The following is a 15725-nucleotide window of genomic DNA, read 5'->3' on the forward strand; positions in this document are numbered from 1 at the left end:
TTAAATCCTTTTTATCTGTGCGGATTTTCCTCCAGCACTCTGTGAATATGAATAGACAGATACAATTTTTCCTGTTCTGTCAACTGGAATTCAAAGTTCTGCCTGATATAATCGGTTATTTTGCCAGCGCATTCCCATTCAAGCCGGCATTTTTCGATAATACCACTCCCCAGCAGATCATTGATATCTCCTGTAAGCTGTTTCGCCTGAACGACTCTCTGGGCCAGTGCCTGAAGATGAGTCATAAACCGGCTGTAAGCAACTGTATCGGTATCATAAGAAATCCCAAATGTATATTTTACAATTTCTTTTACATCTCTCACGATTTTCATCATAGAGCGATTTTCATTGTTAAAATGAAAGCCCTTCTGTGCATTGATAAAATGAAAGGCAATGTTGCCAATCTCGCTTTCTGGAAGAGAAATCGACAGTTCCCTTTTAATCTGTTTCAATGCAAAGCAGCCCACGTCATATTCATTGGGGTTAAAACGTTTTACTTCCTGAGAATAGAAGCCAGGAAAGATAAGGCTCTCCTGAAATCTTCGTACAGCAAATGCAAGGTGGTCCGTCAGAGCAAGCCAGATGTGATCCATAAGGTTCATCTGGTATGTGTTTTTTGCATAGTCAATGGTATCTTGGGCAACTCCAAATATGACAGCGTCAGTTTCTGCTGCCAGACGAATAATATCTCTGGAAATATTTCTGTTACGAAGAACAAAAATCTTATCCTTTTCATTCATTTGCAGAGTTTCACCAATCGATTTACGGAAACCAATTCCTTTTCCCATCAGGATGACTTCTGCCCCATTGTCATCCAGTGCCAGAACGACCGAAGTATTTAATACTTTCACCACCCGCATTTGTAGTATTCTCCTTTGTTCTCTATATTTCATCCCCGTTTGTTTTAATTACATTTTGATACCAGTAATAGCTGTCTTTCCTGATTCTCTTTAATTCCTTTATGTCATGATCCTGGCGGTCAATATAGATGAAGCCGTAGCGTTTCTTAAAGCCCTGGTGTGAGCTTAAAAGATCCATGACAGACCACGGGCTGTAGCCCATTAAGTCTACACCGTCGCCTATGGCATCGGAACAGGCCTGTAAATGACTGCGGATATAGTTAATACGGTAATCATCATGGATTTTTCCATCTTCTGCCACAACGTCTGCAGTTCCCAGACCATTTTCTGTAATTATAAGCGGTAAATGATAACGCTGGTAATATTCGTTTAATACTATTCTCAGACCCATTGGATCAATCTGTGCACCATAATCACTGGCTTCCAGATTTGTATTTTTTTCATCGCGGCAGTAGCCGTACTGGTCAAAATCGACTTCATTTCCTCGGTAAACACGCTCTCCTGCAGGGTGCTCCCTCGTAGCAGGAAGATAGCTGCTGCAAAGAGTACGATAGTAATTTAATGCAATATAATCATTCTTTGCACTCTTTAAAATTGCTGCATCTTCCGGCATCATAACCGGTACAATGCTGCGTTCTTCCAGATATCTCATATAATAACCCGGATACTCACCATACATATGCATGTCCAGACAGTAGTTTGTCTTCATCCAGTCATTCATCTTAGCAGACCATACATCAGCCGGCTTGTTGGTCAGCGGGTAAGTACAGGTAGAGGATACTGCAGGTCCGATTTTCCCATCTTTTACCAGTTCATGGCAGGCATTAACTGCCATAGCATGTCCGAGGAACATGTGATAGTCCATCTGCGCACGGATCTTATCTGCCTTCCAGAGATCTGTCTCATTGATATTCATACGTTCATTTACACGGATCATCAGATTCTGCTCGTTGATAGCCTGCCAATATTTTACCCGGTCACCAAAGGCTTCAAAACAGATTTTTGCATACCGTTCAAAGGCAAATGCGCAGTCTCTGCATTCCCAGCCATTGTATTTTTTAACTAAAGCATAAGGAAGATCAAAGTGATATAAGGTAACAAATGGCTGGATGCCATTTTCTAGCAGGCAGTTGAGTACATTGTTATAAAAATCAATACCCTTCTGATTTACTTCGCCTTCGCCGTCTGGAATAATTCTTGCCCAGGATAAAGAGAACCGGTAAATCTTCATACCCATTTCCTTCATCAGAGCGATATCTTCTTTCCAGTGATGGTAGAAATCGCTGGCAACCTTACTGTCGGCCTGTTTTTCGGAACGTTTAAAGGAGTTAAAGTCAGCAACAGTCATGCCTTTGCCATCTTCATCCCATCCACCTTCGATCTGAAATGCGGAAGAAGAAGCTCCCCACAAAAAGTTTTTTGGAAATTTTGCAGTTTTCATTTATTTTCTCCTGTTATTTTTCTACTGAGATTACATTACGGTTTACATCAGCATTTCCACTGGAAATGACGTTAACATTTTTATAGGAAGCGCCATTGGACACGATCACACATACAGTAGTGTCATAGCCATTTTCTTTCAGTTTATCAATATCAAAGCTTACCAGCTTCGTTCCCTTCGTAACTTTCTGACCACTTTCAACGAAGCTTTCGAAATACTTTCCATTTAATTCAACGGTATTGATACCAACGTGTATCAGAAGCTCTACATTATCAGCCAGTTGTAATCCAATGGCATGTTTTGTTTCATATACTAAAGCTACGGTACAGTCAGCCGGAGCAACAACTTCACCAGTTTTCGGGATGATACCGATACCTTTGCCCAAAACGCCGGAAGCAAATACTTCGTCATTGATTGTGTTCATTGGAATAACTCTGCCAGCAACTGGAGCACCAATCATAATGTCAGCTGATGGAACTTCCATAAATGTTTCTGTGGTTTCAGAAGAAGGAGCTGCATTACCATCAATCAGTTTAGAAGCTGATTTAGGAAGATCGTCTTCAAAGCCTACGATATAAGTAAGGATAGCAGCACCAAAAAATGCAACTGCGATACCAAGCAGATAAGCGATGAAACGACTGAGGCTTACACCTTCACCCCAGTAAGACATAATGGTAAGGACACCATTGTTCGCAAAACCAGTATTAACAGCACGGCCAATACCCATGACAGCACCACCTGCTGCACCTGCGATAACTGCACAGACCATAGGTTTTTTCAGGCGAAGATTACATCCGTAGATTGCAGGCTCGGTAACGCCTACCAGCCATGCAGAAAGCGAGCTGGAAGCAGCAACCTGTTTTAAATTAGGGCTCTTTGTTTTGAACATAACACCAAGTGCTGCACCTGCCTGGGCAAAGTTTGCAGAACCAGCGAAACACATCAAAGTATTAGTACCCGTCAGTGCAACATCATTTAAACCGATTGGAAGCAATGCTCTGTGAGCACCAAAGATAACACATACACCCCATAAACCGCCGACGATAATACCGCCAAGGATTGGACTGAAGCTGTATAATGCTGTATAAAGCCATTGTACTATATAACCAACATAGATGCCAACAGGTCCTACAACAACAAGCATAACAGGTACCATAACGATCAGTGAAATACCTGGAATCAAGATCAGCTGAAGAATATCAGGAACGATCTTTTTCAGCAGTTTTTCCAGACAGTACAGCACGAGAACACCAAGGAGAATCGGAATTACCGACTCAGTATAAGCAAATACTTTGGTAGATTCACCAACGGTAAATGCCATCTTAACAACAGGAAGACCAAAAATGGTAGATTTAGCAGCAACGTCCTGTACCAAGGCATCAATATTGGGGTGGCATAAAAGTCCTCCCAGCACCATTGCAATAACCTGGCTGCACTTTAATGCCTTTGCTGCAGTATATGCCAGGAAAATCGGCATAAAGAAAAAGATGATATTACTTGCAGTATTCATAATAATATATGTACTGTTAGTCGTATCAAAACCAGGCATCTTACCTGCTGCAGCAAGGAGACCTTTGATTAAACCTGCTGCAGCAATCGCTGGAACAAGTGGAGTGAATATTTCTGATATTTTCTGAAGAACGGTATTTAAAAGACTCTGCTTTTCTTCCGGGATATCAATATCAGAAGCTTCTTCGCCTACAATTTCACCGCCAAGTATCTCAACAGCAGCGTCAAAAATCTTTTTTACCTTGTTTCCGCATACAACCTGGAATTGCCCACCTGCTGCTACAACAGAGATAACACCTTCCAGACGCTCAACAACTGCCTTATCAGCAAGAGAACTGTTCTTTAATACGAAACGAAGTCTTGTAAAACAATGGGTCATACCTTTGATGTTGGATTTGCCGCCGACATTTTCAATAATGTCACTGGCAATTTTATTATAATCCATACACTACCTCCTGATTATTATTGTTAATTTATAACTGTTATGTGTTAATCATTGGCCAATGATTCTGTTCATAAACATAAAAAAAGATCTAACAAAATAAGCTACTATGCAATCTACTATCGCATAAAAGAAAATTTGTCAGATCTTGCCTGCATTACCAGTAACAGTCTTCCTATGTTTATTAACTTGTTTTACATTCTACAATAATTCATGTAAAAAATCAAGAAGGAATTTGCCTTATTAAGCGTACCCTTATGCCACAATTCCACTGGATCTGGCTTTATCCCGCAGGTAATTCCATAAGCATGGCTCTTAAAAATGTAATAAATTTCATCCCAACATATGTATTGACTTTAACATTATTTAGTTTATAATTAATATTATTAAAATTAATATGAAAGGATGTATAAATTGAATATCGATAAAATTCCACAATGGATACTTGCATTAGAGCAAGAAGATACTACCTTTCTTAAAAATTTTGTTTTAAAATCTGGTTCTCTAAAAGAGATTGCAAAATTTTATGGAGTTTCTTACCCAACCGTACGATTACGTTTGGATAAACTTATTCAAAAAATAAAAATGGGCGATCAGCAGGAAGATGAACCTTTTCAAAATTTTATCAAAGGCTTAGCGGTCGACTCGCGTATTGATTTAGAAACAGCGAAAATTATAATTGAAAAATACAAAAATGAAAGGGGAAATAGATCATGAAAACTTTTCTTATTTCTAGTGGCATTACTGTTATCTTATGGATTGCAGAGGATTTGCTTTGCACAAAGCTTAAAAACCCACTTTGGGGTGGACTTATCCCCCTGCTCGCATTAGCTTTTACTATCTATATTTTAGCAACTGGTATAATTCCTTTTAATAACACCTCCTTTATTGTGTTCCTAGTGCTTAACCTCTTTATAACAGAGGGGTGGATTTCTGGACGAGAAAAATACAAAAAGAGACAAAAAGCAGAATTAGACAAGATGAAAGCACAGGATATTGGTGATTAAATCTCACAATACAAGGTTACACCAACATGCTTAATTAACTAATAATATATTTATACTTACCTTTAGGAGGTGATTCCATTGATAAATTAATAATCAGCAGTTCGCCACATAAGCAATTCAATGTGGTTTACCTTCTCTGAGTTTCTTTGCTTACTTCAATAAAGCTGTGGTTACACAGTTCCTTTTCAAAATATATCAGAGAAGGATTAAAATACCCAGTAATTTGGGGAGAAAGGAAATAATCCAATTACCACCTGAGTTAATTGGATTATACGAGTTTTTATGCCTAATAAAATCAAAAAACCATTGTCGGCAATAAGTATGATGGTTGTAATAGGATTGTTAACATGTGGTTTCGCTTACGCAAAGGCTAATCCTGATTCTCTGCAATTTGTAGGTAAAAATAATACAGAGATCACTTTATATACTGATAAAAAAGACCTTATGCAAAACGGATTGGCGACAGACAATGAAGATCCAAATCTTGAGATCGGCCAGGTTATTGTATCCAACGGCGTGAAAGAAATTGTTTATGCCATTGGAGCGGATGGTTCATACATAACTATTCCAGCTTCAGAATAACTGATAGGCAGATGCGCATTTATATGCGTGTCTGCCTTGATCTGATGTCTTTTAATAAAAAAATTAAGTCAATACTTTATTACCAGCTTTCCGTTTACCACCGGTGCATACTCTGGATGGATTACAGAGGATAAGGCATTGTTTAGCTAATTTTAATCTAATGTTCTATTTTACTCCATATATTAATCCCATATTTTTCAGCATCCACGGTGCGCTCAGAAAACCCGGTATAAACGTCTCCTTTTCTGTATTCGCTATGTAATGTATTTCTGTAATCCCTTCCTTCCTGAGCTGTTCAATAAATGCATTCATATCACCATAGAGCTTCTTTTGTTCAAACATATCATGAAACACAAATACACCACCTTTTTTTACAACACGAAGAGCTTCTCTGACTACTAGTTGCTTGACTGGCTGTGATCTTACTTCATGAAAAACAAAGTTACTTACTGCTGCACCAAAGGTTTCATCTGCAAAATCTAATTCAGCAGCATCACCTTTTTGAAATATAATCCTTTTTTCAACTCCTTCTATCTTCGCATTGCTCTCGCACTGTTCCTTGGCGTAATTCCACTCACTTCCCCAATAATCTACCCCTGTAATCGCAGCTTGAGGATACTTCTTTGCACATTTAATGCTTAAAGCGCCGGCTCCGCATCCAATATCCAATAATTTTCCCTGCCCATCCCATTGCATATGATCTAATAAAAAATCATGTATTTGCCCCATTAGTCCACCTTTTTCGAAGGAAAACACATTACGGCAGATCTGCATATAAAAACTCATTCCGGCAAATGCCACAAACAAACATATAGAAATTATGCCTCCTATTATATTTTGAAACACAAATCCATTTGCTATAATAACAACTAACCATATTCCGCTTACTCCCCATAATGGACGAATCATGTTCAGCGGCACCCAATTCCCATAATTCAGTCTTTTTTCACTCATTTTCATTCTTCCTTTCTCTTCACTCTTTTATTCTTCGTTACATTTATTATGTTAAGCAAAAAAGCCTATCCTCTCGTACTATTCACGATTTAATAGACTTTTTTCATTCTCTTGTATCCATGATTCCTCCAACATAACTGTTGTTATGCTATACCCTTTTTTTTACGATGTCAATTCATTTCCGTTAAAAAGCCAGCTAACGAGATATCTTCTCATTGGCCGGCTCAATTCTTACCCTGCTACAAACTCCAGTTCCCCTTCTGATTCAGTTTTTTTATAAAACAGGCATAGGTATTTCCCTGTTCATCGTGCAATAGATATCCTTTGCTTTTCCCCTCCTGATAATGTTGCGCCACCTTCTCCCACAAGTGTTTTAAAGCCTTCCGGTAATTTCATGATAAAATCATAACAGCGAGCTTTTTTTGCTGCTTCAAATACTTCTGCTTCCGTTGCTCCGGTTCTCCCCATTAAAATATTGTTATAAATAGTATCCTCAAAAAGATATACCCTTTGAAATACCATGCTTATCTGGTTCATCAGCATTTCTATGGGAAGCTTCCTGATATCGGTTCCCTGCAGATAGATCGCTCCTTCTTTAATATCCCAAAATCTTGCCAGCAGGCTTGCTATAGTAGTTTTACCCGATCCGCTTGGTCCAACAATTGCTGTCATTGTGTTTTTCTGTAAAGCAAAACTAATATGATTTATTACTTTTTTCTCACCATCTTGATGGCGGTGATATTTTTTATCTCGTTCATTTTCGTTATTGTTTCTGATCAGGTAATTTTTTTTACCACGCCTTTATCACCATTCACAAATACAATATCACCGTCCCTTAAATCTATGGTGCCTGTTCCAACACCAAGAACTGCCGGGATCTTATATTCCCTTGCAACAATCGCTGCATGGGACAGTGCGCCTCCGGTATCCGCTACAACTCCTGATGCCAGAGCAAAAAGCGGCGTCCATTCCGGATCCGTAAAATGGCAGACCAGAATATCCCCCTTTTCCAATTTATGAAAATCCTGACTATCCTTCACAATACAGACTCTTCCTGTCACACTTCCTGCACTTCCCGATTCTCCCAAAAGGCCATCTCCCTTTGCTTTTAAAGTTTCAAATCCAAGTCTGTACCATGCTTCCTCCGCTTTTACACGAACCGTTTTTCTAGCATCCAGATTCTGTTTATCTGTATTATTCAAATATCCCCTTCTACAAGCTTCCCACAATTCATTTTGAAAAAGAAATTTCAAATCACCCGTTTGAACTGTCCAGAGGAGTTCTAAATGCCCCAGCAATTTTCTAAGCAGTGCAAATCCGGTCTCCCAAAGGTACTGGGTATCCTCACGCCCCACCATACAAGTACGGTAAAAGGCAATGTCTTCTTGTAGTTTCTGTTTTTTTCTCTCGGGTACCTGCTCCATCAGCCGCTGTTTTATCTGCTCATACTTTCCTGTCTGTATTGTTTGCGTTCCCTCCTCTTTACTTATTTCGGATTTTATGACCGAATTAAGTATCACCAGAAAATGCTCCTTGTTTTCATTCCACGAAACCGAAGAATAGGGATAGCAGCAAAGATCTGATTTCCAACCGTATTCTTCCAGAAACTCATCCACCATCTTCCACTGCATGGCAAAATTCTTCTTAAGCCAGGCATATTCTCTTCCATCTTGCAGTGCCTTACAAAGTTCTTTTTCCTTTATGATTTTTTCTGCCATCTGCTGCATTTGCCGATTCATAATAAGAGTTTTATAATCCAGCTCGCTCAGCAAATCATATTCACTGATATTTCCAGCTTTTTTTAAATATTTCTGCAATTTTCTCCCAAATAATACTCCTGGAAAAATATAATAACGAAATCTTGTATACGAAATCTGTCTATGTACTTCTATCAGCTGTTTCATGAACTCCATGGTTTCAGCCGCACTCATTTCAGCATCCATTTTCTCAGCCACAACTGATAGCTTTTCCAATGTATTACGTATCTCTCTGATTGCGCTTTTGCCTTTTACAAGATTCTGTTCTTTGTTCTGATATTCTTTTATTGTTCTCATAATATGAAATAAATTGGAATTGAATTTGATATGGAGCTTCGAAATATAAGAATAACCTTTTTGATCAATGGCAATTGTGGTTCCCATTGTAATACCCAGTTCCTGAATTAAAAACTCTTTTATATCTTGTAATATCATCCCTACTTCAAAATCCAGAGGATAAACTGCCCTCGGCCAATGTTCTATCACACTATTTACGAATTTTTTCTGCCAGCTATTTAATGACCGCGCTAAAGATGGTGTCTCAACAGGACATGCCTGATTTTTAAGGGTCGTAATGGCACGGGCCTGCAGAATATAGACATTACCTCCACAGATACCCCACTCAATATCCATTGGCATTTTATAATGCTCTTCGATTCGCTTTCCTTGTTCCGCTAATTTTTGAAGCTGATTTTCAGTAACAGCAAAGGATTCCTGCTGCTCTTTCTTCGTAGAAATAGTCCTGGTTCCTTTTTCACAATAGATTATCTGAGTTTCCTTACTTCCAAGAACTTTCTTTTTGATTTTACCATTGGAATCCAACAAAAAACTATCTGGTGTAACAGCTCCTGATACTACAGATTCCCCCAGACCAAATGATGCATTGACCAGCATTTCATCTTTGTTTGCAGTCATTGGATTTGCAGTAAACAAAACCCCTGCACTCTCACTTTCCACCATCTCCTGTACAACTACAGCAAGAGCTACGTCTTTATTAAGAAATCCATGATTCTTTCTATATGCCACTGCCCGCTGACCAAACAGGGATGCATAACAGTCTTTGATTTTATTAAGAAGTTCCTCTGCTCCCATTACATTCAAATAAGTCTCCTGCTGTCCTGCAAAGCTTGCCTCAGGTAAATCCTCTGCGGTTGCAGAGGAACGGACCGCCACTCTTCTATTGGTTCCCATTGAGTCATACATCGCAAGGATTTCTGACTGTATATCTTTTGAAAATCTGCCTGCACGGATTTTTTCCTGTATGGCCTCAGCTGTCAGTTCACAATTTATTTCATTCGCCTGTATAAATGTGCGGAAGCCTTCCGTTGTCACTGCAAAGCCATCTGGCACCCGGATGCCCGCCTGTAATAATTCTCCTAGATTTGCTCCTTTTCCACCGACAATTTCAATATCCTGTTTTCCGACGTTTATTAAAGCTGTTACATAATTACTCATCTTTTCTACCCTTCTTTACTACATCCTCCACTATAATTTCCATCCACTGGCACTTCTTCTTTGCTTCCAGAATCTGCTGTAGATCCCTTCTTCCTTTATAAGCTGTTCATGAGTTCCATGCTGCGCAACACTTCCCGAATCAATTACAAGTATCTGATCCGCATCCCGGACGGTAGTTAATCTATGTGCAATTGATATCAGAGTTTTTCCTTTTGTTAATTCTTTTATTGCCCCAAGCAGTTCATGTTCATTTTCAGGATCCACACTGGAAGTAGCCTCGTCCAGAATGATAATTGGAGCATCTTTTAAAATTGCTCTTGCAATGGATATTCTCTGTTTCTCTCCGCCTGATAACGTAGAACCTGATTCACCGACAACGGTCTGATACCCATCTGGTAATCCCATAATAAAATCATGACATCTTGCTCTTTTTGCAGCTTCCATTAACTGCTTTTTCGTAGCATCCGGATTTCCAAAGCGGATATTGTTTTCAATTGTATCATGAAACAGATAAACATTTTGAAATACCATACTGATATATTTCAGTAAGCTATCTGCCGTATAATCCCTGATTTGATATCCACCAATAAGGACCTCTCCCTCTTTGACATCCCAGAATCGTGCAATCAGATTACAAAGTGTTGTTTTTCCAGAACCGGAAGGTCCAACAATAGCACAGGTAGTCCCCTGTGGTACCTTCAGTGAAACATGGTCAATAATGGTACGGCTGTCATATCCAAAGGATACATCTTTAAGCTCAATATCAAAACGTTTTAAATTTAATACTTTGCCGCTGGTATCCATAACCGGCATATTTGTCACATTTTCCAGACGGTTAAGCTCGGTAGTTATTTTTTTTGCCAGAAACGCTCCATCTCCCATCTGTTCCATTTCTGCATATACTAAAAAGGCACAGATAATGAACATCAGACAATAAGGAAGTGTAATGGATCCTGCAAGATATAAAGCAGATGACGATAACATTAACAATGCACCGGTGATTTTATATACAGCAGCATACCATTTTAACAATCCAGCTACCGCATGTTCCTGATACAAATCAGCCTGCATTTTACGTTCAAAGGCTTCATATACTGCCTCTTCCTTATTTTCACTGACAGAAAACGCACGCATAACCGCAATTCCACGAATATATTCCAGTGACTGGGTAGTAAGGTTTTCCTGCGCTGCCTGAACTAACGGTGTATGCTCTACGCCCCTTCTTTGTATAATATGCAATACCCACATACCAATGCCTAAGCCAGCCAGAGTTAAAAGAGAAAATAAGGGACTGTAAAACAGAAACAAAATTGTTATGATAAGTGCCATAAAGATCCCACCGGTTATATCTGTGATAGCCAGCATGGAATACTGTTCCAATTCAACCACTGTAGAAGTTAAAACAGTCTGTATCGTACCAAGTCTTTGCTCTGAAAAATAACCCATAGGTGCTTTCTTTAATCTGTCTCCAATGTTCAGGCGATAATCACGGAACATATCGAATCCTTTTGCACTCATAGTAATATCCATCAGCCATTGAAACAAAAATCTGCCTGAAATGCTGCCTAAAGTAATCCACAGTGCATGCAGAATCACTTTACTATTCAGCGTATGAAGATTATTTAATATCAGTAATATTGCAAAAATCATCAGTGCCATTGAGAAAGTTTTCAGTATATTAAAGAAAATACCTAGTAATATTCTCGGTTTATTCTTCCCGGAAATTTTTAATATTCTTAGAATCATAGTAAGCATGCAGCGTCTCCTCCTTTATCTGTATAATCAACCGATCCTATATTCTGTTCCCACATAGTTTTATATAAGGTACAGGTATCAAGAAGCTCTTTCTGGGTTCCTCTTGCCATTATCTCTCCATGATCTATTACTAAAATCTGATCCGCATATTGAATTGTGGAAAGTCTGTGAGCCACAACAATCAATGTCTTTCCTGATACCAATCTTCCTACAGCCTCCTGAATCAAAGCCTCACTTTCTGGATCCGCATATGCTGTTGCTTCATCTAAAATAACAACATTACTCTTTTTCAACATGGCACGGGCAATAGTGATTCTCTGTCTTTCCCCACCGGAAAGCCGGTCGCCCGCATCTCCAGCCAGCGTATCATATCCATGTTCCAGCTTCAAAATAAACTCATGGCAGTTTGCCGCTTTGGCAGCTTGCTCAATTTCCTCATTATTGGCCATGGGATTGCCCATACGTATATTTTCTCTTATGGACATATCAAACAGAAAATTATCCTGCGCCACATAACTGATTTCTCCCATGAGCTGTTCAAAGGGTATATTTTTAATATCCTCACTACCATATTTCAAAACTCCTGAATCTGCATCCCAAAAGCCTGCCATAAGTTTTGCAATCGTAGACTTTCCGGAACCAGACGGCCCGACGATTGCTGTCATAGTGCCTGAAGCAGTTGAAAAGGAGATATTATGTAGTACTTTCTTTGAATCATTGTATGAAAAAGACACATTTTCAAAGGAATAAGAAGTATCCTTTAAAGCCGCCTTTTCACTTGGTCTGCTCTGCTCCTTGATTGCCAGGAACTCTCTGATTGGCTGCAAATTTGCCATGATCGTCGTAAGCTGTTCACTGCCAAAGGCAAGCTTCATAAGTGGTGCTATGAACCCTAACGGAATGATGATACAGGATATATAAACAGGTAAAGATATCTCTCCATTCATATACAGCCAAGCTCCTGCCGGCAGTGTGCCAAGCATGGTGGACGGTATGATTGCTTTCACTGCTGCCATCCAGAACCAGCATTGTTTCCACCATGCAATTGTGCTGTCGTGAAAAAAATGAACCGAATCAGAAAATTTCCCATAGGATTCTCCACTTCTTCCAAAGGCTTTTATAACCTGGATTCCTCCTACGTACTCTACAAGCGAAGCATTCATTTCTTTTCCTGAGCGTAAATACAACTCCATCTTCTCAGAATATCCCCGCATCATCCCCATAATAAATGGAATTCCCAATGGAATCGTAACTAAAGATACCAGTCCCATTCTCCAGTCAAGGATAAAGATTAATAAAATACAACAAAAGGGTGCCGCAATCTGGGAAGGCGCCTCAGGAATCATATGCGCAACGGAATCCTCCAATTTACCCACATTATCGACCATCAGGGTTTTAAAAGCCCCGGAGGGTGTTTCTAACATCACACCCATTGGAACCCGCTTCATTTTATCCGCAATTGTCCTTCGAATGTTTTTTAAGATTGTAAACGCAATCCTGTGGCTCCTTTTTGATGAAGCCGCGCATAATACCGTCCGGAAAACAACTCCAAGTATTGCTAATCCTGACCAGAATACAGCTTTGCTGAGAGATGCTGTTTTTGCATAAACCTCATTTGCCAGCATGGCTGCTGTGAGAAAAGGAAGCATTCCAAACAGCTCTCCTAAAATTGCAAATATGACTGATAATGTCATTTTCCCTTTTTCTTCACCTACAAACTGAAACAGGATTCTAATAGCATTCTCCTTTTTGGGTTTCATAATATTGATTCCTCCTTTTATTCATCTTGTTCGGTTAGTTTTTGCTAACCGCAGTTCGAAAAATCAGGGCCTATTTTATAGTCCCAAGACTGCTCTCCATCCTGGATAAAAGAATTTCTGTAATGTATCCAGATAATGATTTGATTCCTCTTTGCTAAAGTCGTGGACAACCACTTCAAATACAGCGGTGTAATATGCACTAAGCAAAAGATGTAATTCTTTCGGATCAATTTCATTCACATGAATACCCTGACTTCGGGCTGCTTCAAGAAATTCCATTGTCTCTTTCTGTTCCATGGTTACGAAATCATGAATAAAATCAGCATGTTTTGTTCCTTCCGAACAGCATATGAGGAGTTTGAATTCATCAAAATATCCATATACCAGCTCCATGAACAGCTCCAGATCTGTATTTTCCCCCCACATATCATCGAGACAGTTGTTATCCATGAATCTATAAGCACGGTCGCGCTGCTGTTTGAATCGTATTTCGAATTCTTTGTATAGGGGCTCCAGAAGCGCTTCAAACATAGCTTCCTTATCTGCGAAGTGCCGATAGATTCCTGCCGCACTCATACCTACATCTGAAGCGATTGCTCGCATGGAAGCCTTTTCAAAGCCCTTACTTAGAAATTCCTTCTTCGCTACCGGAATGATTCTATTGTAGGTATCGCTTTTATCTTTTGGCATAGTTTGCTCCTTATTAGTGATAGAATGTTAACGTAGTTAGCTAACGTCGTTAACATACTATCACATAGTTTTTTGCTTGTCAAGACTATCTATAACCATAATTTTTTATTGACATTTACTTTTCATGTGTTATAGTTAGTTCATGCTAACCATTGCTATTTATTATTATAATTACATACGGAGGTTATTATGAATCAAAGGTTACAAGCAAAAGATTTAATTAATGTTGGAATGTTTACCGCATTATATTTTGTATGCTTTTTTGCAACTGGAATGTTAGGATATATTCCTATATTTTTAGTCTTGCTCCCACTTTTTTGTCCACTTGTGGCAGGAATCCCCTTTGTTCTCTATTTAACCAAGGTGAAGAAGTTTGGTATGGTTACAATAACCGGAACTATACTAGGTATCCTTATGTTTATTACCGGACATCCTTGGCCTGTTTTGGTATCTGGATCTGCGTTCGGCTTTTTAGGAGATCTGGTTATGAAAGCCGGCAATTATCTCTCTTGGAAAAATCTGCTCATTGGCTACGTAGTTTTCAGTGAATGGATATTAGGTGCACTTGCTCCATTCTTTTTTATGAGAGAAACCTATTTTGCTGCCATACGTGCCGGTTATGGCGATACATACACAGATACTTTAATGAAGCTTACACCAATGTGGGTATTTTACTGTATGATATTGCTTGCCATTGCTGGCGGTACTGCAGGTGCTTATCTTGGGAAGGCAGTGTTAAAGAAACATTTCAAAAAAGCAGGTATTGCTTAGAAGGAGGTATCTCGTGCAAAGCAACATTATGCTTGGGGTTCCAAAATCAAGACTGAGGCTTGACCCAAGGACAAAAATACTAATGACTGCCTCTGTAAGCATTGTATTAATCAGCGGAGGGGTGATCGGCTATGATATGATTGCCCGTATTATGCTTGCTATATTACCTGCTGTACTGCTGATAAGTGAAGGAAGACTGAAAAGTGGTTTTTTATATTCAGTCGTTTTTCTTACTGCTTCTTTTGCTGAATCGGTGCTGCTTATGCATACAAAAGGCATAAGCAGCTTTGTGATATTGATTTGTTCGGGTCTTATAACAAGATTCGTCCCAGGTTTAATCGCCGGTTATTATTTACTATCCACTACTACCGTCAGTGAGTTCAATTGTGCTATGAAACGAATGTATCTGACTGATAAGATTATAATTCCGCTCTCTGTCATGTTTCGTTTTATCCCTACAATTATAGAAGAATCCCAGTCCATTAATACCGCTATGATGATGCGGGGAATCAAAAGAAGCAGGATATTCAGAAGTCCTGTTCTTTATCTGGAATATAAAATAGTCCCTCTTTTAATGTCAGTTGTAAAAATAGGGGAGGAGCTTACTGCAGCCTCTTTAACAAAGGGTCTTGGCAGCGAAATCAAACGTACAAACATCTGCAAGATAGGATTTCATCTGGCAGATATCATAATCGCTTCCATTTCTTTAACCGGTCTATTGTTATATATCATTAATTAAAGA

At 39.1% G+C, this 15725-nt stretch carries 13 protein-coding genes and 1 pseudogene; 5 read left to right on the plus strand and 9 right to left on the minus strand.

Features of this window, described 5'->3' with window-relative positions:
• Positions 1 to 11 precede the first annotated feature (11 nt).
• From RZO55_RS25180 to RZO55_RS25190, 3 genes are read right to left on the minus strand one after another with little or no spacing between them, the layout of a single operon-like run.
• The gene (locus RZO55_RS25180; protein WP_318067003.1) at positions 12 to 860 is read right to left on the minus strand and encodes a PRD domain-containing protein; all 849 of its coding nucleotides are present in this window, start codon (positions 858 to 860) and stop codon (positions 12 to 14) included.
• A 22-nt stretch (positions 861 to 882) separates the two neighbouring features.
• Positions 883 to 2301, minus strand: a complete 1419-nt coding sequence (locus RZO55_RS25185) for a glycoside hydrolase family 1 protein (RefSeq protein ID WP_318067004.1) — start codon at positions 2299 to 2301, stop codon at positions 883 to 885.
• A 13-nt stretch (positions 2302 to 2314) separates the two neighbouring features.
• Entirely contained in the window at positions 2315 to 4255 is a 1941-nt protein-coding gene (locus RZO55_RS25190) for a beta-glucoside-specific PTS transporter subunit IIABC (RefSeq protein ID WP_318067005.1), read from the minus strand.
• Between the two features lie 411 nt (positions 4256 to 4666).
• Here RZO55_RS25190 and RZO55_RS25195 point away from each other — a divergent pair, with 411 nt between their 5' ends.
• The 3 genes from RZO55_RS25195 (at position 4667) to RZO55_RS25205 (ending at position 5841) form a co-directional block, all read left to right on the plus strand.
• Complete coding sequence (locus tag RZO55_RS25195) at positions 4667 to 4969, plus strand: DUF2089 family protein (RefSeq protein WP_318067006.1); 303 nt, start codon at positions 4667 to 4669, stop codon at positions 4967 to 4969.
• Positions 4966 to 5259, plus strand: a complete 294-nt coding sequence (locus RZO55_RS25200) for a hypothetical protein (protein ID WP_318067007.1) — start codon at positions 4966 to 4968, stop codon at positions 5257 to 5259. Before RZO55_RS25195 ends, RZO55_RS25200 begins: the two co-directional genes overlap by 4 nt.
• A gap of 282 nt (positions 5260 to 5541) precedes the next feature.
• The gene (locus RZO55_RS25205) at positions 5542 to 5841 is read left to right on the plus strand and encodes a hypothetical protein (protein WP_318067008.1); all 300 of its coding nucleotides are present in this window, start codon (positions 5542 to 5544) and stop codon (positions 5839 to 5841) included.
• 165 nt (positions 5842 to 6006) lie between these two features.
• Here the strand turns inward: RZO55_RS25205 and RZO55_RS25210 are convergent, their stop codons facing one another.
• The 6 genes and pseudogenes from RZO55_RS25210 to RZO55_RS25235 form a co-directional block, all read right to left on the minus strand.
• On the minus strand, positions 6007 to 6795 hold the full coding sequence (locus tag RZO55_RS25210) for a class I SAM-dependent methyltransferase (protein WP_318067009.1): 789 nt from the start codon (positions 6793 to 6795) through the stop codon (positions 6007 to 6009).
• A gap of 306 nt (positions 6796 to 7101) precedes the next feature.
• Positions 7102 to 7515: pseudogene (locus RZO55_RS25215) on the minus strand (ATP-binding cassette domain-containing protein); the annotation flags it as partial.
• 56 nt (positions 7516 to 7571) lie between these two features.
• A complete protein-coding gene (locus RZO55_RS25220; protein WP_318067010.1) occupies positions 7572 to 10007 on the minus strand; it encodes a PEP/pyruvate-binding domain-containing protein in 2436 nt (811 codons plus the stop codon).
• 30 nt (positions 10008 to 10037) lie between these two features.
• Positions 10038 to 11762 carry an ABC transporter ATP-binding protein gene (locus RZO55_RS25225; RefSeq protein ID WP_318067011.1) on the minus strand — a complete coding sequence of 575 codons (1725 nt, stop codon included), beginning with the start codon at positions 11760 to 11762 and terminating at the stop codon, positions 10038 to 10040.
• The gene (locus RZO55_RS25230) at positions 11750 to 13522 is read right to left on the minus strand and encodes an ABC transporter ATP-binding protein (RefSeq protein ID WP_318067012.1); all 1773 of its coding nucleotides are present in this window, start codon (positions 13520 to 13522) and stop codon (positions 11750 to 11752) included. The genes RZO55_RS25225 and RZO55_RS25230 overlap by 13 nt, the downstream gene beginning before the upstream one ends.
• A 75-nt stretch (positions 13523 to 13597) precedes the next feature.
• The gene (locus tag RZO55_RS25235) at positions 13598 to 14212 is read right to left on the minus strand and encodes a TetR/AcrR family transcriptional regulator (protein ID WP_318067013.1); all 615 of its coding nucleotides are present in this window, start codon (positions 14210 to 14212) and stop codon (positions 13598 to 13600) included.
• 189 nt (positions 14213 to 14401) lie between these two features.
• Here RZO55_RS25235 and RZO55_RS25240 point away from each other — a divergent pair, with 189 nt between their 5' ends.
• Complete coding sequence (locus tag RZO55_RS25240) at positions 14402 to 14983, plus strand: MptD family putative ECF transporter S component (protein ID WP_318067014.1); 582 nt, start codon at positions 14402 to 14404, stop codon at positions 14981 to 14983.
• Positions 14984 to 14996: 13 nt separating this feature from the next.
• Positions 14997 to 15722, plus strand: a complete 726-nt coding sequence (locus RZO55_RS25245; RefSeq protein WP_318067015.1) for an energy-coupling factor transporter transmembrane component T — start codon at positions 14997 to 14999, stop codon at positions 15720 to 15722.
• Positions 15723 to 15725 lie beyond the last annotated feature (3 nt).

This window comes from Clostridium boliviensis (assembly GCF_033342255.1).
Lineage (GTDB): Bacteria > Bacillota > Clostridia > Lachnospirales > Lachnospiraceae > Lacrimispora > Lacrimispora boliviensis.

What these genes read in the sequence shown, in the direction of transcription:
- RZO55_RS25220 (WP_318067010.1), bottom strand. Translation starts at nt 10,007, where the DNA reads ATGAGTAATTATGTAACAGCTTTAATAAACGTCGGAAAACAGGATATT.
- RZO55_RS25190 (WP_318067005.1), bottom strand. Translation starts at nt 4,255, where the DNA reads ATGGATTATAATAAAATTGCCAGTGACATTATTGAAAATGTCGGCGGC.
- RZO55_RS25225 (WP_318067011.1), bottom strand. Translation starts at nt 11,762, where the DNA reads ATGCTTACTATGATTCTAAGAATATTAAAAATTTCCGGGAAGAATAAA.
- RZO55_RS25235 (WP_318067013.1), bottom strand. Translation starts at nt 14,212, where the DNA reads ATGCCAAAAGATAAAAGCGATACCTACAATAGAATCATTCCGGTAGCG.
- RZO55_RS25205 (WP_318067008.1), top strand. Translation starts at nt 5,542, where the DNA reads ATGCCTAATAAAATCAAAAAACCATTGTCGGCAATAAGTATGATGGTT.
- RZO55_RS25210 (WP_318067009.1), bottom strand. Translation starts at nt 6,795, where the DNA reads ATGAGTGAAAAAAGACTGAATTATGGGAATTGGGTGCCGCTGAACATG.
- RZO55_RS25200 (WP_318067007.1), top strand. Translation starts at nt 4,966, where the DNA reads ATGAAAACTTTTCTTATTTCTAGTGGCATTACTGTTATCTTATGGATT.
- RZO55_RS25180 (WP_318067003.1), bottom strand. Translation starts at nt 860, where the DNA reads ATGCGGGTGGTGAAAGTATTAAATACTTCGGTCGTTCTGGCACTGGAT.
- RZO55_RS25240 (WP_318067014.1), top strand. Translation starts at nt 14,402, where the DNA reads ATGAATCAAAGGTTACAAGCAAAAGATTTAATTAATGTTGGAATGTTT.
- RZO55_RS25230 (WP_318067012.1), bottom strand. Translation starts at nt 13,522, where the DNA reads ATGAAACCCAAAAAGGAGAATGCTATTAGAATCCTGTTTCAGTTTGTA.
- RZO55_RS25185 (WP_318067004.1), bottom strand. Translation starts at nt 2,301, where the DNA reads ATGAAAACTGCAAAATTTCCAAAAAACTTTTTGTGGGGAGCTTCTTCT.